Annotated in this window: 24 protein-coding genes; 11 read left to right on the top strand and 13 right to left on the bottom strand. The window is 65.2% G+C overall.

Translation table 11 applies throughout. The features are described 5' to 3' along the window. The first annotated feature begins 11 nt into the window (after window positions 1-11). Entirely contained in the window at window positions 12-503 is a 492-nt protein-coding gene (gene paaD / locus GUI70_RS04110) for a 1,2-phenylacetyl-CoA epoxidase subunit PaaD (RefSeq protein WP_161881027.1), read from the top strand. 44 nt (window positions 504-547) lie between these two features. Here paaD and GUI70_RS04105 read toward each other — a convergent pair whose 3' ends face one another. The 8 genes from GUI70_RS04105 to GUI70_RS04070 are packed head-to-tail and all read right to left on the bottom strand — an operon-like array spanning window position 548 to window position 6,650. Continuing rightward, window positions 548-1,366 carry an urease accessory protein UreD gene (locus tag GUI70_RS04105; protein WP_237724687.1) on the bottom strand — a complete coding sequence of 273 codons (819 nt, stop codon included), beginning with the start codon at window positions 1,364-1,366 and terminating at the stop codon, window positions 548-550. Next, window positions 1,363-2,058 (bottom strand): urease accessory protein UreG, encoded by a 696-nt coding sequence (gene ureG / locus GUI70_RS04100; RefSeq protein WP_161881026.1) that lies wholly within the window; start codon window positions 2,056-2,058, stop codon window positions 1,363-1,365. The genes GUI70_RS04105 and ureG overlap by 4 nt, the downstream gene beginning before the upstream one ends. A 29-nt stretch (window positions 2,059-2,087) precedes the next feature. Continuing rightward, the gene (locus GUI70_RS04095) at window positions 2,088-2,732 is read right to left on the bottom strand and encodes an urease accessory protein UreF (RefSeq protein ID WP_161881025.1); all 645 of its coding nucleotides are present in this window, start codon (window positions 2,730-2,732) and stop codon (window positions 2,088-2,090) included. After that, the gene (locus GUI70_RS04090; protein WP_237724686.1) at window positions 2,729-3,136 is read right to left on the bottom strand and encodes an urease accessory protein UreE; all 408 of its coding nucleotides are present in this window, start codon (window positions 3,134-3,136) and stop codon (window positions 2,729-2,731) included. The genes GUI70_RS04095 and GUI70_RS04090 overlap by 4 nt, the downstream gene beginning before the upstream one ends. A gap of 53 nt (window positions 3,137-3,189) precedes the next feature. After that, complete coding sequence (gene hypB / locus GUI70_RS04085) at window positions 3,190-3,858, bottom strand: hydrogenase nickel incorporation protein HypB (protein WP_161881023.1); 669 nt, start codon at window positions 3,856-3,858, stop codon at window positions 3,190-3,192. Continuing rightward, entirely contained in the window at window positions 3,855-4,256 is a 402-nt protein-coding gene (locus GUI70_RS04080; protein WP_161881022.1) for a hydrogenase maturation nickel metallochaperone HypA/HybF, read from the bottom strand. Before GUI70_RS04080 ends, hypB begins: the two co-directional genes overlap by 4 nt. 10 nt (window positions 4,257-4,266) lie before the next feature. Beyond that, entirely contained in the window at window positions 4,267-5,973 is a 1,707-nt protein-coding gene (gene ureC / locus GUI70_RS04075) for an urease subunit alpha (protein ID WP_161881021.1), read from the bottom strand. Beyond that, complete coding sequence (locus GUI70_RS04070; RefSeq protein WP_161881020.1) at window positions 5,970-6,650, bottom strand: urease subunit gamma; 681 nt, start codon at window positions 6,648-6,650, stop codon at window positions 5,970-5,972. The genes ureC and GUI70_RS04070 overlap by 4 nt, the downstream gene beginning before the upstream one ends. A 241-nt stretch (window positions 6,651-6,891) precedes the next feature. On the opposite strand from GUI70_RS04070, the gene urtA reads away from it, so the two are divergent. From urtA to allB, 7 genes are all read left to right on the top strand, one after another. Beyond that, window positions 6,892-8,085: an urea ABC transporter substrate-binding protein gene (gene urtA, locus GUI70_RS04065; RefSeq protein ID WP_161881019.1), complete on the top strand. Its 1,194-nt coding sequence runs from the start codon at window positions 6,892-6,894 to the stop codon at window positions 8,083-8,085. 134 nt (window positions 8,086-8,219) lie between these two features. Then, a complete protein-coding gene (urtB, locus tag GUI70_RS04060) occupies window positions 8,220-9,125 on the top strand; it encodes an urea ABC transporter permease subunit UrtB (protein WP_161881018.1) in 906 nt (301 codons plus the stop codon). Then, on the top strand, window positions 9,122-10,189 hold the full coding sequence (gene urtC, locus GUI70_RS04055; protein ID WP_161881017.1) for an urea ABC transporter permease subunit UrtC: 1,068 nt from the start codon (window positions 9,122-9,124) through the stop codon (window positions 10,187-10,189). Before urtB ends, urtC begins: the two co-directional genes overlap by 4 nt. A 1-nt stretch (window position 10,190) precedes the next feature. Then, a complete protein-coding gene (gene urtD, locus GUI70_RS04050) occupies window positions 10,191-10,946 on the top strand; it encodes an urea ABC transporter ATP-binding protein UrtD (RefSeq protein WP_161881090.1) in 756 nt (251 codons plus the stop codon). Beyond that, window positions 10,933-11,637 (top strand): urea ABC transporter ATP-binding subunit UrtE, encoded by a 705-nt coding sequence (gene urtE / locus GUI70_RS04045; protein WP_161881016.1) that lies wholly within the window; start codon window positions 10,933-10,935, stop codon window positions 11,635-11,637. The genes urtD and urtE overlap by 14 nt, the downstream gene beginning before the upstream one ends. A 93-nt stretch (window positions 11,638-11,730) precedes the next feature. Next, a complete protein-coding gene (locus GUI70_RS04040) occupies window positions 11,731-13,266 on the top strand; it encodes an NCS1 family nucleobase:cation symporter-1 (RefSeq protein ID WP_237724685.1) in 1,536 nt (511 codons plus the stop codon). Between the two features lie 99 nt (window positions 13,267-13,365). Next, window positions 13,366-14,727, top strand: a complete 1,362-nt coding sequence (gene allB / locus GUI70_RS04035; RefSeq protein ID WP_161881015.1) for an allantoinase AllB — start codon at window positions 13,366-13,368, stop codon at window positions 14,725-14,727. Window positions 14,728-14,886: 159 nt separating this feature from the next. On the opposite strand, the gene GUI70_RS04030 is transcribed toward allB, so the two are convergent. Next, complete coding sequence (locus GUI70_RS04030; RefSeq protein WP_497747226.1) at window positions 14,887-15,456, bottom strand: YdeI/OmpD-associated family protein; 570 nt, start codon at window positions 15,454-15,456, stop codon at window positions 14,887-14,889. A 63-nt stretch (window positions 15,457-15,519) separates the two neighbouring features. Between GUI70_RS04030 and paaZ the strand changes: the two genes are divergently transcribed. The 3 genes from paaZ (at window position 15,520) to GUI70_RS04015 (ending at window position 19,764) form a co-directional block, all read left to right on the top strand. Next, on the top strand, window positions 15,520-17,598 hold the full coding sequence (paaZ, locus tag GUI70_RS04025; RefSeq protein WP_161881014.1) for a phenylacetic acid degradation bifunctional protein PaaZ: 2,079 nt from the start codon (window positions 15,520-15,522) through the stop codon (window positions 17,596-17,598). Window positions 17,599-17,665: 67 nt separating this feature from the next. After that, on the top strand, window positions 17,666-18,946 hold the full coding sequence (locus tag GUI70_RS04020; RefSeq protein WP_161881087.1) for an AMP-binding protein: 1,281 nt from the start codon (window positions 17,666-17,668) through the stop codon (window positions 18,944-18,946). Then, window positions 18,943-19,764 carry an enoyl-CoA hydratase/isomerase family protein gene (locus GUI70_RS04015; RefSeq protein WP_161881013.1) on the top strand — a complete coding sequence of 274 codons (822 nt, stop codon included), beginning with the start codon at window positions 18,943-18,945 and terminating at the stop codon, window positions 19,762-19,764. Before GUI70_RS04020 ends, GUI70_RS04015 begins: the two co-directional genes overlap by 4 nt. Window positions 19,765-19,962: 198 nt before the next feature. On the opposite strand, the gene GUI70_RS04010 is transcribed toward GUI70_RS04015, so the two are convergent. The 4 genes from GUI70_RS04010 to rpmB are packed head-to-tail and all read right to left on the bottom strand — an operon-like array spanning window position 19,963 to window position 22,679. Further along, window positions 19,963-20,793, bottom strand: a complete 831-nt coding sequence (locus GUI70_RS04010; protein WP_202630393.1) for a metal ABC transporter permease — start codon at window positions 20,791-20,793, stop codon at window positions 19,963-19,965. Then, complete coding sequence (locus tag GUI70_RS04005; protein ID WP_237724694.1) at window positions 20,762-21,574, bottom strand: metal ABC transporter ATP-binding protein; 813 nt, start codon at window positions 21,572-21,574, stop codon at window positions 20,762-20,764. Before GUI70_RS04005 ends, GUI70_RS04010 begins: the two co-directional genes overlap by 32 nt. Before the next feature lie 11 nt (window positions 21,575-21,585). Next, window positions 21,586-22,437 (bottom strand): metal ABC transporter solute-binding protein, Zn/Mn family, encoded by an 852-nt coding sequence (locus tag GUI70_RS04000; RefSeq protein ID WP_202630391.1) that lies wholly within the window; start codon window positions 22,435-22,437, stop codon window positions 21,586-21,588. Next, window positions 22,434-22,679 carry a 50S ribosomal protein L28 gene (rpmB, locus tag GUI70_RS03995; RefSeq protein ID WP_161881012.1) on the bottom strand — a complete coding sequence of 82 codons (246 nt, stop codon included), beginning with the start codon at window positions 22,677-22,679 and terminating at the stop codon, window positions 22,434-22,436. Before rpmB ends, GUI70_RS04000 begins: the two co-directional genes overlap by 4 nt. Window positions 22,680-23,032 lie beyond the last annotated feature (353 nt).

Genomic DNA, 23,032 nt, shown 5'->3' with positions numbered 1-23,032 from the left:
GCACCTCATCCATGAACACGGCCGCCGAGAGCGCCGTCTGGGACGCCCTCATCAGCGTCACCGACCCGGAAATTCCGGTGGTCAACATCGTGGAGATGGGCATGGTGCGCGGCGTGGAGATTGAGGGCGGGCGGGCCACCGTGAAATTCACGCCCACCTTCTCCGGCTGCCCCGCCCTGCATGTCATCCGGCAGGACATCGAAAGAGCCGTTGCACCGCTGGGCTTCGAAACCATCCGCGTGGAGACTGTCATCAGCCCGCCGTGGAGCACCGACGACATTACCGCGCCCGCCCGCGCCAAGCTGGAACAGTACGGCATTGCGCCGCCTGGTATCGCCGGAGAGAGTGACCCCTTCGTGACGCTGGAACTGAGTCCGGTAAGCTGCCCGCGCTGCGGCTCGTTCGACACCCGTATGACCGCCTCGTTCGGCTCGGCGCTGTGCAAGCGGATGTACGTGTGCAACGCGTGCAAAGAACCGTTCGAAGGCATGAAGTCGGTGTAAGTACCGGGATTCGACGCTTGAGTTGACGGGATCTGCGGGCCCACTCAGCGCCGGATCTGAAGGGGCGACGCTCCGAAAAGCTGCTGCCGGAGGGCTTGCCGCGCCGCGCCCAGATCGGCGTCCAGCAGTGGGCCTCGGGCTGCCGCTGCCCGGAGCCAGACCGCGCCGCTTGCCGTGAGGCCGCTGGCGAGCCTTCCAAGTTCGGCGGGCCAGTCCTGAATGGTGCCCGGCCCGACGAACACGCCCGACGCCGCGTAGTCCAACTCACCCCAGATTCCCGGAGCGCGGGTCTGCGGACTGGGAGAGAGCCGCCACTGATCCAGGTAAAGGCGCTGCGGCCCGCACCAGACTTCTGTGCGGCTGCGGTACTCGGCAAACTTGAGCCGCTCGCCCGACAGAACGCGTCCGGACGCCAGGGTTTCGGTCAGGCCCAGTTCCGCGCCGGGTTCCAGGCTCGCCCGCAGGCTTTGAACCAAGCGGCTTCCGGCGAAAGGAAGAACGCGCTCGGGGTAGTATTCCAGCCGTCCACCAGCAGCGACAGCCAACTGCACTGTCTGGGTGGCCGCCGTGCCCGACGCCGAGGGCTGAACGCGGGTGGCAGACTGGGTCAGGACCAGCACCCTGGCTCCCGGTCCCACCGAGATCTGAATATCGTTGTGGTCGCCGCCCAGCAGGCCGCCGGTGGGATTGACCACGAACACGCTGAGGGTGCCGCACGGCAAGGCAAAGGGCCGAACGATCATCAGCGGCGCTTTCTGAAACTCGCCCACCAGAACGGTCTGTGCGGCCCGCCGCTCGAAGGTGAGGTGCAGCGCCCCGGTGCGGGTCTGCTGCCCCAGGCTGGCCGCCGCAGCGGGAATCAAACCAGTCCGATGCGCGGCGGCGCAACCGGCTTGAACAGCAGATCGTGCTCGATCCAGGCGATCACGTCCCGCACCCCCAGGCCACGCTTGAGATCGGTGAAGATGAACGGTCTGATTTGTTCTGGCCCAGGTTCACTCCGCCCGGATTGATGAAGCACGCTGCGCTGCGCCCTGGCGTCGGCGTCCATCACGCGCAGATCGGCCCCCACATTGGGTGCGAGGTCTATTTTGTTGATGATCAGCAGGTCGGAGTACCGCACGCCCGGCCCACCCTTGCGCGGTACCTTCTCGCCGCCCGACACGTCCAGCACGAACAGCCAGGCGTCCACTAGTTCCGGCGAAAACGAGGACGCCAGATTGTCGCCGCCCGATTCGATGAAGATCAGGTCCAGACCGGGAAACTCGCTTTGCAAGGCTTCCACCGCTTCCTGATTCAGCGACGTGTCCTCGCGGATGGCGGTGTGCGGGCAGCCGCCGGTCTGCACGCCCCGGATGCGCTCAGGACTCAGCGCGGCGGCAGCGGTCAGGATGCGCTGGTCCTCAAAGGTGTAAATGTCGTTGGTGATCACAGCCAGGTCGTAGCGGCCACGCAACTCGCGGCACAGCACTTCGAGCAGCGCGGTTTTGCCGGAGCCGACCGGCCCTCCGACGCCGATCTTGAGCGGGAGGTGGCTGGGCGTTTCGGGAGACATGGCTCCAGTCTGGCGCATTCCGGCGGGCCTCACGTCTGAAACAGCCGACTGTCCAGGCCAGGCTGCTCCGCCGCCGCGATGTCCAGCAGTGGGGAGAAACCGCCCAGGTCGCTGACGGTGGCCCTCAGCGCGTGCTGAATGCAGTCCTGCGCCGCATCCCCGGCCTGCCGCGCGGCCCGCTGCGCGTCCAGGCCGCCGAGTTTCATCAGTTTGGTGGCGGCGGCCACCCGCCCCAGCAGCCAGGAACTCACATACGCCGTGACGGTGTCGGCCTGAGACGCACCCAGTGCGGCGGCCACCGCGCCGAAGGTGGGGGCGTGGTGGCGGGTGGGCGGCAAGGTCGAAAGTTCTTCCGGCCACAGCGAGAGGGCGGCCCGGCGCAGGTTGGCTCCGACGCGCAAGCTGGCCTCACGCGGCCCACGCACCAGCTTGAGATCGTCCAGTAGGGCGTCGAGTTCATCCGGCGCGGCTCTGAGCATGCCTGTCCAGGCCAGGGCGCAGGCGGGCGCGTCCTGCTGGCCCCAGCCGTGGGCGAGTTGGCCGCATAAAAAAGCTTTCAACTCCGCTGCCGTGCGGACCTCGCCGCGCACCGTCAGCGTTTCCAGGCCGTCACTGAAAGCGTACGCGCCGCTGGGAAAGGCGGAGTCGGCCAGTTGCAGCAGGCGGAGGTTCATGTTTCGTGTTCCCAGCTGCTGCGCCCGTGAAAGGGCCGGGTCTGGCGCGCGAACGGCACGCCCAGCCGGGTCAGCAACCATTCCAGCGGAGCGTCCCAGAGCGCCAGGAACACCTCGCCGTCCGGGATGAAATCGCGGTGCAGATTGCCGATCGCGTGCGCGACGGCGGCGGCCTCGCGCAGCGTGCGCGGCGTGACGGCGGCCACGTCTTCCGGCGCGGCGGCCACGATGTAGGCCGTGCCGCCCAGTTCAGCCAGCAAGCTGCCGGGCACCAGCACCGTGCCAGTCGGGAAGGCCAGCAACAACTCCGTACTGTCCGGGGCGATCAGGCGGCGGCGAACCCGGCGGCGGTCCACGGCGGTCATGGGCACGAGAACGGTTGGGGCATCCGCAGCTTCGCTCATCGGCCCGTCGGCTCCCCCCGGCAGGACAGGGCGGCGTAATCCCGTCAGGCGAGTCAAGGGTGCTCGCCCCGCACGAACGAGTACCACGCCTCCAGTCCCGTTCCTTTCTTGCTGCTCAGCTCGATCACCGGCACGCCCGGACGCGCCCGGTCGATGTTCTCGCGGCACAGGGCCAGGTCGAATTCCACCGCTTCGGCAATGTCCATTTTGGTGATTACCACGACGTCGGCAGTGTTGAACATGGTCGGGTATTTGAGCGGCTTGTCCTCGCCCTCGGTGGTAGAGATCAGCACGGCGCGGGCGGCCTCACCCAGATCGTAGCTGCTGGGGCACACCAGATTACCTACGTTTTCCAGAAACAGCACGTCCAGATCCGGCAACTCAAAGCGCGGCAAGACGTGCTGCACCATGCTGGCGTCCAGATGACAGATGGTGCCGGTCACGATCTGCTCCGCCTGAGCGCCCCACTGCCGCAGCCGGGCGGCGTCGTTGTCGGTGGCGAGGTCGCCCACCGCAACGGCCATGCGCACCGCTGCGGCCAGATCCCTCAGGGTACGCTCCAGCAGCGCCGTTTTGCCCGCGCCGGGACTGCTCGCCAGGTTAATGGCCCGCACACCCGCCGCCTCAAACATCCGGCGGTTCTCGGCGGCGGTGTGGTCATTGGCTTTGAGAATGTTCTGGCGAACGGTCACGATGCGGGGAGCAGGTTCATTGATGGTCATGGTTCTTCCTCGGCCATGGCTGGCCTGGTTCTGGAGAGTTCAGCGGCGAGAATGGACGGCACGATTTCCACTTCGTCCAGCTCCAATTCGTCGCCCTGAAGTAGCCTCGGCGTCGGTGCGCCGCACACCGGGCAGCGCAGGCCGCGCGTGAGTTCTAATGTCACCGGGCCGTGCTGGGAGCACTCGCCCACGCCGGGCACCCGCACGATGCTCAGGTGTGCGCCCTGAAGCGGCGTGCCCTGGGCAGCGGCGGGAAAGGCAGCGTGCAGGGCTTCGGGCACCACCGCTGACCACTGGCCGAGGCGAACGGTCAGGGCGCTGACGCGTGTGCCGCCATTCTCGCGCAACACGTCCTGGACGACCTCAACCAGGGAGAGGGCGATGGAGGCTTCGTGCATTCAGCCGCCCTCAGAACAGAAAATACTTCTGCCCCAACGGCACCGCATCCAGCGGCTCGCAGGTCACCAGTTGACCGTCCACCCGCACCTCGTAGGTTTCCGGATTCACGTCAATCTGCGGCGCGGCGTCATTCAGGACCATGTCTTTCTTACCGATGTTGCGGGTGTTTTCGACGGCGGAATACCGGCGGCCCACTTCCGGCAGGTTGCCCTCCTGTAAGCTCACCCCCGAGACGAAATGCAGGCAGGTCGCGTCCGGACCGCCTCCGAAGGCGGCGAACATCGGGCGCGGGTAGACCGGCTGCGGCGTCGGAATGCTGGCGTTGGCGTCGCCCATCTGCGCAGCCACCACCAGGCCGCCCTTGATGATCATGGCGGTCTTGGCCCCGAAGAAGGCCGGTGTCCACAACACCAGATCGGCCAGTTTGCCGATTTCCACGCTGCCCACCTCATGAGAGATGCCGTGCGCAATGGCCGGGTTGATGGTGTACTTGGCGACGTAGCGTCGGGCGCGGAAATTATCTGCCCGTGTGTCAGAGGCCAGTGCGCCGCGCTGCACTTTCATCTTGTGGGCGGTTTGCCAGGTGCGGGTGATCACCTCACCCACCCGGCCCATCGCCTGCGAGTCGCTACTCATCATCGAGAACACACCCATATCGTGCAGCACGTCCTCAGCGGCAATCGTTTCGGGGCGGATGCGCGACTCGGCAAAACTGACATCTTCGGGAATGCGCGGCGAGAGGTGGTGACAGACCATCAGCATGTCCAGGTGCTCGTGGATGGTGTTGACAGTAAACGGCATGGTGGGGTTGGTGCTGCTGGGCAAGACATTGGGCAGCCCCGCCACCCGGATGATGTCCGGCGCGTGGCCGCCGCCCGCGCCTTCGGTGTGGTAGGTGTGGATGGTGCGCCCGGCAAAGGCCCGAATAGAATCCTCCACGAAGCCGGATTCGTTGAGGGTGTCGGTGTGGATTGCCACCTGCACGTCGTACCCGTCGGCCACACTGAGGGCCGCGTCAATCGCTGCCGGGGTCGTGCCCCAGTCCTCGTGCAGCTTGAGGCCCAAAGCTCCGGCCCGAATCTGCTCGGCGAGCGGCTCCCTGGTGCTGGCATTGCCCTTGCCCAACAAGCCGAAATTGAGCGGCAATCCGGCCAGACTTTCCAGCATCCGGTGGATATGCCACTCGCCGGGGGTGCAGGTGGTGGCGCTCGTCCCGGCTGTCGGCCCGGTGCCGCCGCCCAACATGGTGGTGACGCCCGACTCCAGCGCCGTCCAGCACTGCTGCGGCGCGATGAAGTGGATGTGGCTGTCCACGCCGCCCGCCGTCAGGATGTGGCCTTCTCCGGCGATGATCTCGGTGCTGGCCCCGATGGTCAGACCCGGCGACACCCCGTCCTGAATACCCGGATTGCCCGCCTTGCCGATGGCCGTGATGCGCCCGTTCTTGACGCCCACATCGGCCTTGATAACGCCCCAGTGATCCAGAATGACGGCGTTGGTGATCACCAGATCCGGAACGTTCGGGTCGCGCCGTGTGGCGGTGCTGCTCTGGCCCAGGCCGTCGCGGATGACCTTGCCGCCGCCGAACTTGACCTCCTCGCCGTAAGTGGTCAGGTCGCGCTCGATTTCGATCAGCAGGTCGGTGTCGCCCAGCCGGATGCGGTCGCCGGTGGTGGGGCCGTAGAGGTCGGCGTACTGGCGGCGGGAAATTTTCACTTTACTCCCCCGAAGCCAGCCGCCCGAGCCCGTTCCAGAGCCGCTTCCCGTTCCGCATCCAGCTTACCACCCACCAGATTGTTCATCCCGTAGACCATTCGGCTGCCGCCCAGCGGAACGACTTCCACTTCTCTCTCCTCACCGGGTTCAAAGCGCACGGCGGTTCCAGCGGGAATGCCCAGCCGCTGCCCATACGCGGCGGCGCGGTCAAAGCTCAGCGCGGCGTTCACCTCAAAAAAGTGAAAATGACTGCCCACCTGAATCGGTCGGTCGGCGGTGTTGGCGACCATCAGCGCGGTCACAGGGCGGCCCGCGTTCAGCTCGATTTCTCCAGCCTCCAGTAAGTACGCGCCCGCCACCCGCCGAGACGTCCCGCCGCGAATGGGGTCGTGAATGGTCACCAACTTGGTGCCGTCGGGAAAGGTGCCCTCCACCTGAATGTCGTGAATCAGCTCCGGCACGCCGTCCATCACGTCGTCCACGCTCAGGATCGTCGCGCCCCAGCCCATCAGTTCGGCCACGCTGCGCCCGTCGCGGATGCCTTCGAGCACTTCGGCAGTGATGTAGGCGACCGCTTCGGGGTGGTTGAGTTTCAGGCCGCGTGCCCTGCGCCGCCGGGCCACTTCGGCAGCCGTGAAGATGAGCAGTTTGTCGCGCTCGCGTTCGGTGAGTTGCACAGGGTTCTCCTTACAGGGCGGCGAATAGGGCTGGCATGACCGTCAGCTTAGCGCGGGCAATGCGGCTTGCTCTCACCTTTCTAAACAAGTGGCTTGGCAAGGAGGACTTTCTCACCTAAGCTCAGCCTGTCTGTGCATCTTGTTAAGAAATTTTTTGACAAGATGCAAGAATGGGAGCCAAGCGGAAGAGAGAAGTCTCCTTTCCCTGCACCTTGTTCCAGACCAACACCTGGGGGAACACATGAAGAAAGACATTCACGCCCGCAAGCGTCACCTCACCCTGCTGCTCACGCTGGGCGTCCTCGGCGGCGCGGCCCTGGCCCAGGACACCATCAAGGTCGGCATCCTGCACTCACTGACCGGCACCATGTCCATCTCGGAAATCACGGTGGCCAACGCCGCACAGCTCGCGGTCGACGAGATCAATGCCGGGAGCGGCGTGATGGGCAAGAAAATAATGGTGGTCAAGGAAGACGGAGCCTCCGACTGGCCCACCTTCGCCACCAAGGCCGAGAAGTTGCTGACGCAGGACAAGGTCGCCGCCGTATTCGGTGGGTGGACCAGTGCCAGCCGCAAGTCCATGCTGCCGGTCTTCGAGAAAAATGGCGGCCTGCTCTTCTACCCGGTGCAGTTTGAGGGCAACGAGTGCAGCCCCAACATCGTCTACACCGGCGCGCAGCCCAACCAGCAAGCGCTTCCGGCGCTGGACTGGGCCATGGGCAAGGGATACAAAACCATCTTCTTGCTCGGTTCCGATTACGTGTATCCACGCACCGCCAACCTGATTCTGAAAAAGCACATCACCGACATGAAAGGTACGCTGGCCGGTGAGGAATACGTTCCACTGGGCGGCACCGAGTTCAGCTCGGTCATCAACAAGATCAAGGCGGCCAAACCCGACGTGATCATCAACACCCTCAACGGCGACTCCAACGTGTCGTTCTTCAAGCAGTATCAGGCGGCGGGCTACTCGGCCAAGACACTCCCTGTGATCAGCTTCTCCATCGCCGAGCAGGAAGCCCAGAGCATCGGCCCGGCGCTGCTGACTGGGCAGTACGCCACCTGGAACTACTTCCAGAGCCTGCCGAACGCTGCCAACAAGAAGTTCGTGGCCGCTTACCAGAAAAAGTACGGCAAGAACACCGCCATCACCGACCCGATGGCGCACGCCTACATGGACGTGTACCTGTGGAAAGCCGCCGTGGAAAAGGCCAAGAGCTTTGACCCGATGGCGGTGCGCAAGGCCATCGTGGGCATCAGCATGGACAGTCCGCTGGGCAAGATCACGGTGGATGCCAACGGCAGCCTGACCCAGGCCGTCTACACCGGCATGTCCGGCGCGGGCGGGCAGTTCAAGGTCATCAGTCAGAGCAAGGGTGTGGTGGCTCCGCAGCCCTATGACAAGCTGGCCTTTCCGGGCAAAACCTGCCCGTAAAACTTTGAGCTCCCCCTCTCTTCGGAGAAGCGAGTCGCGGAAGTGACGAGTGCTGGGGACTTGAAAAGCTGCGAAGCAGAGGGCGCAAAGCGCGAAGCCAGCCTGCGCTTTGCGCCTCCAAAGGAGCCACCCATATGGACCCCGTCTTTCTCTCCGGCCAACTCTTTACCGGCCTGTCCGTCGCCAGCTTGCTGCTGCTGACCGCATTGGGGCTGGCGCTCAGCTTCGGGCTGATGCGCGTCATCAACATGGCGCACGGCGAGTTCCTGATGATCGGCGGCTACCTGACCTTCATCGCCGCCAAGCTGATGGGGCCGGGCTTTCTGTGGCTGGCCTTTCCACTGGCGTTCGTCGGCACGGCGCTGCTGGGGGCACTCCTGGAATTCACGGTGATCCGGCGGCTTTACGGCAGGCCGCTGGACACCCTGCTCGCCACCTGGGGCATCAGCTTGATCTTGCAGCAGGCCGCACGGCAGATTTTCGGCAGTACCGGCGTGCCCGTGACGGCTCCGGCCTGGCTGAGCGGCGCGGTGGTCGTTCACGGCGGCGTGCTGGACGGGCTGACTTTTCCCCACGTCCGGTTGTTCGTGATTGTCCTCTCGGCGCTGGTGCTGGGCGGAATGTGGTGGCTCCTCAACCGCAGTCCGTTCGGGATGCACGTCCGGGCCGTCAACCAGAACCGCGAGGTGGCGGCCTCACTGGGCGTCAATACCCGGCGGCTGGACATGCTCGTCTTTGCGCTGGGCGCGGGCATCGCGGGCGTGGCGGGGGTGGGGCTGGCCCTGCTCTCGCCGGTCAATCCGACGGTGGGCGCGGCGTATATCGTCAATGCCTTCCTGGTCGTCGTCGTGGGCGGCGTGGGCAGCGTGCTGGGCGCAGGCGCGGCGGCACTGCTGCTGGGCTTTACCACCGCGCTGGCCGAGGGACTGACCAGTTCCAGCCTGGCGCAGTCGATCATGCTGATTCTGGTGGTGGTCTTCCTCCAGTGGAAGCCCAAGGGGCTGTTCCCGACGCAGTCACGGGCGCTGGAGGAAACGTGAACCGCTCAGCACAGACTGTGCTCATCGGCGTCGCGGCCCTGGCACTGATCTTCGCCCCGCTCTACCTCGGCGCGTATTCGCTGACCCTGCTGGGGCGGGTGCTGGCGCTGAGCATCGCCGCCATCGGCATTTGCGTGGTCTGGGGGAGAGGCGGGATTCTCAGCCTGGGGCAGGGACTCTTCTTCGGGCTGGGCGGCTACGCGCTCGCCATGCACCTGAAACTGATGGCAACGGCCAAGGGTGAGCTGCCCGACTTCATGGTCTACAATGGCGTCGAAGCGCTGCCCTGGTTCTGGAAGCCGTTTGTCAGCGCTCCGTTTGCCCTCTTGATGGTGCTGATCTTGCCAGCGGCAGCGGCGGGTCTGATCGCCTGGCTGATGTTCCGGCGGCGCATCACGGGTGTGTACGTCTCCATCATCACGCAGGCACTTGTGCTCGCTTTCGTCACCTGGCTCAACGGCTCGCAGGGATTGACCAGCGGCACCAACGGCATCACCGACTTTCAGATGTTTCTGGGCATCAATTTGCGCGGTGAGAGCGTGGCGCGCGGCCTCTACTGGGTCACGCTGCTGATTCTCGGGCTGTGCCTGGCGGCGACGGCCCTGCTGCTGAGAACCCATTTCGGGGCCATCCTGACCGCCATCAAGGACAACGAGAACCGGGTGCGCTTCCTGGGCTACAATCCCGCCGCCTACAAGATCGCCGCCTTCGCGCTGGGCGGACTGCTGTCGGGCGTCAGCGGGGCACTGTATACGCTGCATCTGGGCACCATTTCCCCAGCCATGATCGGCGTGACCTTCAGCATCGAACTTGTCGTCTGGGTGGCGCTGGGCGGGCGGTCCAGCCTTATCGGGGCAGTGGGTGGCCTGATCCTCGGCAACCTCGCCAAGGACAAGATTTCCAGCGCCGCGCCCGACGCCTGGCTGTACGTGATGGGCGGGCTGTTCGTGCTGGTGGTGCTGGTGCTGCCGCAGGGCGTGGCCGGGCTCTTGAATCACCGCCGCGTCAGGCGGACCGTGCCGTCCGTGCGGCGCGAAGTCAAGGAGGTGACCGACATTGCCTGAAATGCTGCTGGACGTTCAGGGCGTCACCGTCAGCTTTGACGGCTTCAAGGCCATCCAGAACCTCAGCCTGACGGTGGAAAAGGGCAGCCTGCGGGTGCTGATCGGCCCCAACGGCGCGGGCAAATCCACGTTGCTCGACACCATCATCGGCAAGGTGCGGCCCGTCAGCGGCGACGTGCGCTACCTGGGCCAGTCCATCACCCGCTTGCCGGAATACAAGATCGCCACCCTGGGCATCTGCCGCAAGTTCCAGGCTCCCGGCGTGCTCGACGGCCTGAGCGTACGCGAGAACCTGCTGGTGGCCTGCAAGCGCGGCAAGGGCGTGCTTGCCAGCTTCAAGCTCGGTGCGGCAGCCTCCGAACGGGCCAGGGTGGACGAACTGCTGAGTCTCACCGGCCTGCAAGGCAAGGCCGGGATGCTAGCCGCGCTGCTGGCTCACGGCGAAAAGCAGTGGCTGGAAATCGGCATGGTGGTGGCCGCCGACCCGCAACTGCTGCTGCTCGACGAACCCACCGCCGGAATGACCGCCCAGGAGACCGCCCAGACCGCCGAACTGATTCGCGCGCTGGCGGGCAAACACACCGTCCTGGTGATCGACCACGACATGGCCTTCGTGGAACTGCTGGACGCGCCGATCACCGTCTTGCATCAGGGGCAGGTGTTCCGCGAGGGCGACCTGGCCACCTTGAGGGCCGACGCCGACGTGATGGAGATTTACCTGGGCCGCCCGAAGGAGACCCCACATGCTCAAGCTTGAGAACGTCAGCGCCGCCTACGGCCAGAGCCAGGTGCTGTGGGACGTGAATCTGGAGATCAAGGACGCCGAGGCCGTGACCCTGATCGGGCGCAACGGGGTGGGCAAAACCACCTTGCTGCGCACCATCACCGGGCTGCATCCGGTGTCGGGGGGCGGCGTGCGACTCGACGGCGAGCAGGTGGAGCATGATCCCGCCTTCACCCGCGCCCGCGCCGGGCTGGCGTATGTACCGCAGGGCCGGGGGTTGTTCTCGCACCTGACGGTTCACGAGAACCTGCTGATGGGCCTGCCCGCGCTGGGGGGGCGCGAAACAGCCAAGCGTGAAATTCCGGCGCTGATCTACGACCTCTTTCCGATTCTGCACGACATGGCCGGGCGCAAGGCCGGGAACCTGTCGGGCGGGCAGCAGCAGCAGGTCGCCATCGGCCGGGCGCTCGTCACCCAGCCGCGCTACCTGCTGCTCGACGAACCCACCGAGGGCATTCAGCCGAGCATCGTGCAGGACATCGAGCGGGCGCTGCTGCGCGTCCGCTGGGAGCTGCGGGTGGCCGTGCTGCTGGTCGAGCAGTACCTGGACTTTGCCTGGGCCTTCGCCGACAGGTATTACGTGATGCAAAAGGGCCGGGTAGTGGAAACCGGGCTGACGGCAGACACGGCGACCCAGGCTGTTCAGCGGTACCTGGGGGTGTAGCAGCGTTCTGGAGGCAGCGGGCCAGCCTTGGCAGCGCCCGTCTCAAGTCGGCCCCACGTTCACTCTTCGTTGTCTTGACTCAGGAGGCCCCGCATGACCACCGTTCCCCAGATGGCCCCGCCCCACGTTTCCACGCTGCCCGCGGAGTACAGTGACCGCCTCTACAACGAAGACCTTGCCCCGCTGCGGCCCCAGACCTGGAACTGGTACAACATCTTCGCCTTCTGGATGAGCGACGTGCATTCGGTGGGCGGCTACGTGTTTGCCGGAAGCCTGTTTGCGCTGGGCCTCAACAGCTGGCAGGTGTTCGTGTCGCTCCTGGCGGGCGTGTTCATTCTGTACTTCATGTGCAACCTGATCGCCAAACCCAGCCAGCAGGCGGGCGTGCCGTACCCGGTGGCCTGCCGGATGCCGTTCGGGGTGCTGGGGGCCAATGTGCCGGCCATCATTCGCGGCTTGATCGCGGTGGCCTGGTACGGCGTGCAGACGTACCTGGCCTCCTCAGCCTTGGTGCTGCTGATCCTGCGCTTCTTTCCCGGCGCTCAGCCGCTGGCCGAGACCTCGTTTCTGGGATTGTCCACCCTCGGCTGGATCGGCTTCCTGATCATGTGGGCGTTGCAGGCCTTCGTGTTCTGGTTCGGCATGAACGCTATCAAGAAGTTCATCGACTTCGCTGGCCCCGCCGTCTACATCGTGATGTTTCTCCTGATGATCTACATCGTGGTGCGGGCAGGCGGAAAGATCAGCTTCAATCTCAGCGCGGTCAAATACACCGGTCTGGGCGTGCTCTTCCCGATGCTGACGGCTACCGCGCTGGTCGTGTCGTACTTCAGCGGCCCGATGCTGAATTTCGGCGACTTCTCCCGCTACGGCAAGTCGTACGGCGAGGTCAGAAAAGGCAACTTCTGGGGGTTGCCGGTCAATATTCTGGCCTTCAGCGTGGTCACGGTGGTCACGACGTCCGGCACGCTGCCGGTATTCGGAAAGCTGATCACCGACCCGATTGAAACGGTGTCGCTGATCGACAACAGCTTCGCCGCCGTACTGGGCGCATTCACCTTCATCACCGCCACCATCGGCATCAACATTGTCGCCAACTTCGTTTCACCCGCCTTCGACTTCTCCAACGTCAATCCCAAGCGCATCAGCTGGCGCACCGGGGGCTTTATCGCCGCTGTCGCCGCCATCTTCATCACGCCCTGGAACCTGTTCAACAATCCGGCAGTCATCCACTACACGCTGGACGTGCTGGCGACGTTTATCGGGCCGCTCTTCGGCATCCTGCTGGTGGACTTCTATCTGGTCAAGAAGCAGCAGATCGACGTGGACAGCCTGTACGTGGCCGACTCGCGCAGCCGCTACTGGTTTACCAACGGCTGGAACATGCCCGCCGTGGTGGCGCTCGTTCCCGCCGTGGTGGTGGGCCTGTTCATCGCCTTCATTCCGGGGCTGCACGCGCTGGCGAACTTCGCCTGGTTTACCGGGGTCGCGCTGGGCGCAGTTGTCTACTGGCTGACCTCCGCGCCGGAACGGGCCGAGTACGCCGCCGGGCGGATCAAGGCCCCGCTGAACCTGACGCCGAATTCACTGATTGACGCGGGCGGCAGGACGCAGGGTGGGACAGACTGAGGGCCGGGTTCTGATCTGAACGACGCCAAACTGCAAATGACAGCGGCGCTGACAGCCCCAGGCTCCAGCGCCGTTGTCCTGGAACTGCACAATGGAGAGATGCCTCTGACCGTGAATGATCTGTGTGTGACCAATGCCCGCATCGTCACCCCGCAGGGCGTGGTGCGCGGCTCGGTGAGTGTGCTGGGCGGCAAGGTCGTGCATATCGGCCCGGCACAACCCGCCCGGCAAGAGGTGGACGCGGGCGGCAAACTGCTGCTGCCGGGGCTGGTGGATTTGCACGTTCATTTCAACGAACCGGGCCGCACCGACTGGGAAGGCTGGGCGCACGGCTCGGCGGCAGCGGCGGCAGGTGGCGTCACCACCGTTGTCGAGATGCCGCTCAATGCCGTGCCCGCCACCACGACAGCGCGAGGGTTGGCGCTGAAATTGGCCGCCGCCCAGGCGCATTCCCGTGTGGATTTCGGGCTGTGGGGCGGGCTGATTCGCGATAACCGCGCCGACCTTTCCGACCTGATCGCGGGCGGCGTGACGGGCTTCAAGGCGTTCATGTACGAGACCGGCGACCCGACCTTTCCCGCCGCGTCCGACGGGGTCCTATTCACCGGGATGCAGGCGCTGGCCGCTGCCGGATTGCCCCTCCTGGTTCACGCCGAGAATAGCGACCTCATTCACACACTGATGGGTGACTTGCAGGCGGCGGGGCGCAGCGATACGCCAGCCTGGCTCGACGCCCACCCACCCGTCAGCGAGGTGGAAGCGGTGGCGCGGGTGCTGAGATTGGCACGCGCTGCTGACTGCCGCTTGCACATCGTCCACGTCAGCTTGCCGGAGGCGGCCCGCTTGATCGTGGAAGCGCGGGAAGGCGGCCAGCAGGTCACCTACGAAGTCTGCGCCCACCACCTGATCCTGACCGATCAGGATTTCTTGCGCCTGGGCAACGTCGCCAAATGCGCTCCGCCACTGCGAAGTCAGGCCGACGTGGACGGATTGTGGGAACTGCTGCTGACCGGACAGATCGACACGCTGGCGAGCGACCATTCACCGTGTCCCTCCGAGTTGAAAGAGGGCAACATCTGGCAAAGCTGGGGTGGGATCAACGGCGGGCAACTGACCCTTCCGCTCATGCTGACCGAGGCGCAGCGGCGCGGCCTGAGTGTGGAGGACGCCGCGCAACTCGTCGCGCGCCACGCCTGTCAGAATCCTGCCCGGATCGCCGGACTCTCCAGCCGTAAGGGAGCCATTCAAGTGGGTCTGGACGCCGACCTTGTCCTCGTTGACCCGCAGGCGGTTTGGACACTGCAGGAATCGGCCCTCAAGTCGCGTCACCCCTGGTCGCCGTTCATCGGGCGCGAGTTGGTGGGCAAGGTGGAGCGGGCCTGGTTGCGCGGGCGAGCGCTCTATGCGGATGGAGCGGTGCTGGACAACGTAAGAGGCGAGTGGCTGCGGCCTGTTTCCTGACGCTGTGCGGCGACGTATGACTGAACTCTTGAGGCAGGCCGGGGCTATCTGAACAGACACTCCGGGTGGTGCTCTGTTCTGAACGCGAGAAACTGCACCCACTCCTCGCGCCTGGGGCCTGGCAACTGCGTTGGGAGCAAAGCGGTGCAAAGAATGAAGTCAGCGGGGAGGCCGCTCGCCACGGACACGGATATTCTGGGCGGCCTTCTCAACAGTCAGAGCGATGCGCTGTTGGCGGGTCGCGGGCCGCTTGGCTTCAGCAATCCAGTGCAAAATATATTTTCTGATAGAGGCCGGAAACGCCTCGAAATGCTGGGCGGCCTCGGCGCTGGCCTCCAGCGCCGTCTGCAAATCGCTGGGAATGTGCAACGATTCGCTCACTTCTAGCCGTGCCCATGAGCCATCACGCTGGGCCAGGTCAATTTTGGCTTGTCCAGCGGGCGTCATCAGTCCGGCAGCGGTCAATTCTTCTATATACCTTTTGTTGAGCTGCGACCAACCGCTTCCCTTCCGGCGCGGCACGAAGACTTGTTGATACCTCGCGGCGTCCAGCGTATAACGGGTGGTGTCGATCCAGCCAAAACACAGCGCCTCGCGCACCGCTTCCGGCCAAGTCACGCTGGGCATCCCACTGCTCATTTTATAGGATACCAAAATGACGCCGGCCTCCAAGGCGTGATTTGCCTCCAACCATGCCCGCCACTGCGCCCGGTTCGCCGCGCTCACCATTTTGAGATGTGGAGGAGGGCCAGCCATAGTTGAGTTTAACGCCTCCTCTGCAAAGGACATCCCATGACCCCAGCCCAATCCCCAACCCTCCCCCGTCCCATTCAAGTCGCCTCACTCATTCAGGGGCAATGGCACGCCTCTACGGGCGGGCAGGAAATCCGCGACGCCGCTTACGGTCAGCCCATCGCCTACGTCTCCTCGGACGGCGTGGACTTCGCGGCGGCCCTCAAGTACGGGCGCGACATCGGTGGGCGCAACCTCCGCAAGCTAGATTTTCACGAGCGGGCGCGGCGGCTGCGCTCACTGGCGGCCTACCTGACCGAGCGCAAGGCCGAGTTCAATGCCCTCTCGCACCTCACCGGAGCCACCCGGCGCGACAACCTCGTCGACGTCGACGGCGGCATCGGCACGCTGTTCAGCTATTCCAGCATGGCCCGCCGCGACCTTCCCGCTCAGAAATTCGTGCTGGAAGACGACATCAATCTGCTCGGCAGGGGCGGCAGCTTCATAGGCCGCCACGTGCTGGTGCCGCGCGAGGGCGTGGCCGTGCATATCAACGCCTTCAACTTCCCGGTGTGGGGCATGCTGGAAAAGATCGCCCCCAACCTGATCGCGGGTGTTCCGGCCATCGTCAAGCCTGCCTCGCAGACGGCCTACGTGACCGAGGCGGTGGTGCGGGCCATTCACGAGTCGGGCCTGCTGCCGGAAGGTGCCCTGCAACTCATCTGCGGCTCGACCGGCGACCTGTTCGACCACCTCCGGGAGCAGGACACCGTGACCTTCACCGGCTCGGCGGCCACCGCCAGCAAACTGAAGGTGCATCCGAACATCGTGCGCCGCAGCGTGCCGTTCAACACCGAGGCCGACAGCCTCAACTGCATCGTGCTGGGCCAGACGGTGACGCCAGATGCACCTGAGTTTGCCCTGTTCGTGCGCGAGGTGGTCAATGAAATGACCAGCAAGGCGGGGCAGAAATGCACCGCCATTCGCCGCGTGATCGTGCCGCGTGAGCGCGTGGAAGACGTGACGGCAGCCATCAGCGAGCGCTTGCAAGGCGTCACCATGGGCGACCCCAGCCGCGAGGACGTTCGCATGGGGCCATTGGTGGGCGCGTCTCAGCGCGACGATGTGGCCGAGGTCTTGCGCCAGCTCAAGGCCGAATCTAAAGTCCTGATCGGTGATGAGCATCCCGAGCTTCTGGGCGGCGACTGGGACAGCGGCGCGTTCATGGCCCCCACCCTGCTGCTGGCCGACCAGCCCCTGACCAACAGCGCCGCCCACGAGCTGGAGGCGTTCGGCCCGGTCGCCACGCTGATGCCCTACGCCAATCTGGACGAGGCTGCCGAACTCGCCCGCCTGGGGCGCGGGAGCTTAGCCGCCAGCATCGTCACCCATGACCGCCCCGAAGCCCGCGAGCTGTTTTTCGGCATGGCTTCCACGCACGGGCGCATTCTGATTCTCAACCGCGACGACGCCAAGGAGTCCACCGGACACGGCTCTCCCCTACCGCAGCTCAAGCACGGCGGCCCCGGTAGAGCGGGCGGCGGCGAGGAACTCGGCGGGCTGCGGGCGGTCAAGCACTACCTGATCCGCACCGCCATTCAGGCCGACCCCACCACCCTGACGGCCATCACCGGCGAGTACGTGCGCGGGGCCGCCGTCACCGACGACGGAGTCCACCCGTTCCGAAAGAACTTCGACGAGCTGAAGGTGGGCGACAGCCTGCTCACTCCGCGCCGCACCATCACCGAGTCGGACGTGAGCGCCTTCGCGGGCCTGAGCGGAGACAGGTTCTACGCCCACACCGACGAGATCGCGGCCAAGGACAGTCTGTTCGGCAAACGGGTGGCGCACGGCTACCTGGTGCTGTCGGCGGCGGCGGGCCTCTTCGTCGACCCCGGCATGGGGCCGGTGCTGGCGAATTACGGCCTGGAAGGATTGCGCTTCACCGAACCCGTCGGCTTTGGCGACACCATCCGTGCCCGCCTGACGGTGCAGAGCAAAAGCGCCAAGGAAACGCGCGAGGGTGAGACGCCCACCGGGGTCGTCAAGTGGCATGTGGACGTGACCAACCAGAACGACGTGCTGGTGGCGACCTACAGCATTCTGACTTTGGTGGCGCGGAGCGAGGAGCAGCGTTGAGCAAGAATCATGGGGTCTTTTCAACCCGACGCTCCCGACCCGAGGCCCAGGCATGACCCCATCAAGCATGTTCAACCCCACTGCCGAGGCCATGCCGCTGGCTCAGCTCCGCGCCCTGCAACTTGAGCGTCTTCAGGCCACCGTACAGCGCCTCAGCGAACGCGTGCCCGCCTACCGCACCAAGTTCGCTGAGGTGGGCGTCACGCCGGACGAGCTGAAAACGCTGGGCGACCTTCACCGCTTTCCCTTCACCCGCAAGAGCGATCTGCGCGACAGCTACCCGTTCGGCCTGTTCTCGGTGCCCCGAAGCGAGCTGCGCCGCATTCATGCCAGCAGCGGCACCACCGGCAAGGCCACCGTCGTCGGCTACGACCGAAACGATCTGGACGTGTTCGCGGAAGTGGTGGCCCGCAGCCTGTACGCGGCGGGAGCGCGGCCCGGCATGCTGTTTCACAATGCCTACGGCTACGGCCTGTTCACGGGGGGCCTGGGTACCCACGCGGGCGGCGAGCGACTGGGCCTGGGCGTGGTGCCGATTTCCGGCGGCAACACCGACAAGCAGGTGCAACTGATCGAGGACTTCGGGCCGGAGGTGATCGCCTGCACGCCGAGCTACGCGCTGGTGCTGGCCGAAGCGCTGAGGCGGCGCGGCCACACACCCGAAAGCCTCAGCCTCCGGTACGCCGTGCTGGGCGCGGAACCCTGGTCGGACACCATGCGGCGGGAAGTGGAAACGCGGCTGGGCGTGAAGGCCACCAACATCTACGGCCTGTCAGAAATTATCGGCCCCGGCGTCTCCAACGAGGACGTGCACGAACAGCAGGGCAGCTACCTGTGGGAAGACCACTTTTATCCGGAAATCGTCGGCCCTGACACGGGCGAGGTGTTGCCGGACGGTGAATTCGGCGTGCTGGTGCTGACCAGCATGACCCGCACCGCCATGCCGGTGTTGCGCTACTGGACCGGGGACATCACCAGATTGCTGCCTGCCGACAACGCGACGGGCCGCACCATGCGCCGGATGGACTTCATCCAGGGCCGCAGCGACGACATGATCATCCTGCGCGGCGTCAACGTCTATCCCAGCCAGATCGAGGCGGTGTTCGGGCAGTTCGCCGAGCTGCGCCCGCACTATCAGCTGGTGCTGTCACGCACGGGAATCATGGACGAGCTGCTGCTGAAGGTGGAAAGCGGGCGCACAGACGGCGCGTTGGGTCGCGAGGTCGTTCAGCGGATCAAGGCCCAGATCGGCGTGAGCGTGACCTGCGAACTGTGCGAAGACGGCAGCTTGCCGCGCAGCGAGGGCGGCAAGCTCAAGCGGGTGCTGGATTTGCGGGGCGCGCGGTGATTCCCGCGCTTGACACCTACCAGGCCCAGTTTCCCTCGCTGGGTTTCGCGGCCCACGAGGGCGGCCTGCTGGAACTGATCCTGTCGAATCCGAAGACGCTCAACTCGGCGGACGCCAACATGCACCGCGAACTGGCCAACCTCTGGCGCGTGGTGGACGCCGACGCGGACGTGCGGGTGGTGCTGGTGCGTGGCGCGGGGCGGGCCTTCTCGTCGGGCGGCGACCTGGGACTGGTGGAAGACATGGCCGAGTCGTGGGAGACGCGCACGCGGGTCTGGAAGGAAGCTCGCGATCTGGTCTACAACATCATCAACTGCTCCAAGCCGGTCGTGAGCGCCATTCACGGTCCCTGCGTGGGCGCTGGGCTGGCGATTGCGCTGCTGTCCGATATCAGTCTCGCTTCGCCGAGCGCCCGCCTGCTCGACGGTCACGTCAACCTGGGCGTGGCGGCGGGCGACCACGCGGCGATCATCTGGCCGCTGCTGTGCGGCATGAACAAGGCCAAATACCACCTGCTGCTGGGCGAGAGCGTCGGCGGCGAGGAGGCTGAGCGCATCGGACTGGTCAGCCTCTGCGTGCCGGAAGACGAGCTGCTGCCCAAAGCCTTTGAGATCGCCAACCGGCTCAGCAAAGGCAGTCAGAGCGCCATTCGCTGGACCAAGTACGCGCTCAACAACTGGCTGCGGATGGCCGGGCCGAGTTTCGACGCCTCGCTGGCACTGGAATTCATGGGTTTCGCTGGGCCGGACGTGCGCGAGGGCGCAGCAGCGCGGCGCGAAAAACGCCCACCGAACTTCACCGACGACCCCGACGTTTAGAGCATTTGTCCGTTATGTTGCCTGGGAAAACGCCGATTCAACGCCACAGTCTTGGGCACAGCAGCACCCGTATGGGACTCCTCCTCCCATACGGGTGCTGCTCACGATGACAGTCCGTTCACGACGGTGCTCCTTCCCACTCCCACCCACCCTTGCAGGTCATTCACGAAAAGAGAGGAATCTTCTTCGTCAACTGCTCTAACTTGCCGGGCTGGCTCGGCCCGCACCGAGGCGGCCCGCACCGAGGCTCAGCAGATACACTCCGGCGCTCAGGGCACTGATCCAGAAACTGGTGGGCCAGTCGGTGACGTAGGCCAGCACGATGCCCAGCGTCGTTTCGAGCATCGCCAGCACCACGGTCAGACCCAGGCCCCACCACAGCTTGCCGGTCAGCCGTCCGGCGGCGGCGGCCGGGCCGACCATCAGCGCAAAGACCAGCAGAATCCCCACCACTTGCACGCTCTCGGCCACCGCTATCGCCACGATCATCAAAAACAGCACGCTGATCAGCCTGAGCGACACGCCGCGTGCCTCGGCCAGTTCCGGCTCCAGCGAGGCGAACAGCAGTGGCCGGGCGATCAGGGCCAGCCCCGCCAGACAGACGGCGGCCAGCCACAGCAGCGAATGCAGGGTGGCCGGACTGACCCCCAGCACGTTGCCGAACAGCAGGGCGTTGGCCTGGGTGGCGAACTGGGTGTAGAAGTGCAAAAACAGCGTGCCCAGACCCAGCGAGAGGGTCAGAATGACGCCCACCGCCACGTCACGGCCCCGCAGCCGCTCACCCAGCAGGCCCATGCCGACGCCGCCCAGCAGCGTGGCCAGCAGCAGCCCGCCCAGGGGGCTGAGGCCCAGCAGCACCGCGCCGGTGGCCCCGGCAAAGCCCACGTGCGAGAGGGCGTGCCCGGCGAAGGTCAGGTTTCTGAGCACCAGAAAGTAGCCCACGCAGGCGGCGACCAGCGACACCACCAGCCCCGCCGCGAAGGCCGAGCGCATAAAGTCATACGAGAGCATCGTGACGATCAGCGTCATGGGGTGCCTCCTGGGAACTGTTGGTCAGGCCGTTGACCACGAAAATGCGCTGGCCGTGGCGAATGACTTCGATGGGGGCGCTGTAGAGCTTCGAGAGGACCGGCCCGGTGATGACCTCGGCCACCGTCCCCAGCGCCGCCTGACCGCCGCCCAGGTACATCACCCGGTTCATGGTGCCGAGCAGCGGATTGAGTTCATGGGCGCTCATCAGCACGGTGAGATTGCGCTCGTGCTGCACCCGCGCCACCAGTTCCACCACCGCCTGCTGGTAGCGCGGATCGAGGCTGATCAGCGGTTCGTCGAGCAGCAGCAGGCGAGGCCGCCCCAGAATGGCTTGGGCCAGCAGCAGCCGCTGACGCTCGCCGCCCGACAGACTCCCCAGCGGACGGCGCGCTAAGGCTTCTGCGCCCACCGTTGCCAGGGCGTCCTGCACCGCTTCTCTTCCGGCACGGCCCAGCAGCGGCAGACCCCAGCGCTGGCCCTGGTAAGCGCTGGCGACAAAATCCCAGCCGCTCAGCCGCACTTCCAGCGCCTGCACGCGGTGCTGCGGCATGAAGCCGATCAGGGCGTTGCCGCGCCGCACCGGCTGGCCCAGCACCGACAGCTCACCCTGCATCACCGGCAGCAGGCCCAGCAAGGTGGCGAACAGGGTGCTCTTGCCCGCACCGTTGGGGCCGAACACGCCGATGAACTCGCCCGGCTGGACAGCCGCATTGACGCCGCTGAGCACGGCCCGCCTGCCTCGCCCGATCATCACGTCTCTGAGTTCCAACACCGCCACGTCAGACAACCTTACTTCTTTGCCAGCGCCGCTTGGATGGTCTTCAGTTGCGAGAGCATCCAGGGCACATACGTCAGACCCGGCGGGGCCGTCTCGGTCACGCCCACCACCGATACGCCGCCCTGCTTGGCTAGGCTCCTGAGTTTCTCGGTCAGCGGATCGGTCACCTGGGTATTGTAAAAGAAAAGTTTGACCTTGCCGCTCCGCAGATCGTCGTTGATGGCTCCGGTCTGCACGGCGCTGGGCTCGGCCTCGTTCATCACGCTCAGCTGAAAGCGCAGGTTCTGCATCTTGAAACCCAGGGCGTCGGACAGGTAGCCGAACACCGGCTCGCTGGCGGTCACGGGTGTCCCAGCGTATTTGGCACGCAGGCTGGCGACCTTACTGCTGACTGTGGTCATGGCCGCCAGAAAGCGCTTGAGGTTGGCATCGTACTGCCCCTTGTGAGTGGGATCGCGCCTGATCAGTTCGGTCCGCAGTGCTCTGGCATAGATGGGCATGGTCGCCGGGTCGTACCAGACGTGGGGGTTGTCGCCGACTTTCTTGCCGGTCAGCGCGGCCACCACCAGCACCCGGCGTTTGGCGTTCTTGCTGGCGCTCAGCAGCTTATCCATCCAGGGGTCATAGTCGATGCCGCTGTAGACCACGATGTCCGCGCCGGAAATCGCCCGCGCCGTGCTGGGGCTGGCCTCGAACAGGTGCGGATCCTGGCTCGGACTGCTCAGGATGCTGGTGACGGTCACGCCCTCACCGCCGATCTGCCGGGCCACGTCGCCGTAGAAGTTCTCGGCGGCGACGATGTTGAGCGGCGCGGCGCTGACCAGACCACTGGCCAGCAGGCCCAGCAACATCAGACGCTTCATACCAGGGCCATGCCTTTGATCTTACCCGCGCTCACGGATCTGAGTGCCCTGGCCGACAGCCGGACCGTCTGCACCTCGCTGCCCACGACAACGCGCTTTTTTTGCAGGTTGACCTTCTGCACCCGCTTGCTGACGCCGGTGACCTTGCGGCCCACCCCGCCCGCTGCCCGCGCCTTGCCCCGGCGCGTCACGCTGTTGACCACCTTATTTTTCTTTCCTGTTACGGCGCAGATTCTGCTCATGATCCGGCTCCTTTTGATTGATTCAGAGACCCATGTTGTTGCACTCAGAACGAAGTAACGAACCGCTCAGGCTGTGGCCCGACTTGGTAAAATTCGTCCTGGCGAAGCCCCGGTCTCGCCACGGCACAGAAGGCTGGGAACGTCAGCCGAGGTCGCTGGTATAAATCAGGTAGAGACCCGGCTGCCCAACCAGACTGCAGGTGCTGGCGTCGGATGACCCCATGTGATGCCTCGGACACAGTCATATTGAGAATGCTATATCAATATCAAGTCTGAGTCCAGTACCCGCTGTGACCTGACGAAGGACTGCACCCTGGTCCGGTAACGTGACCGGCCCCAGGAGTGCAGCCAAA

Origin of the sequence: Deinococcus alpinitundrae (genome assembly GCF_009982895.1) — a bacterium.
In the GTDB taxonomy this organism is placed as follows: Bacteria; Deinococcota; Deinococci; order Deinococcales; family Deinococcaceae; genus Deinococcus; species Deinococcus alpinitundrae.
The sequence above is the reverse complement of the archived record's forward strand: the minus strand, read 5'-3'. Positions and strand labels throughout refer to the sequence as shown.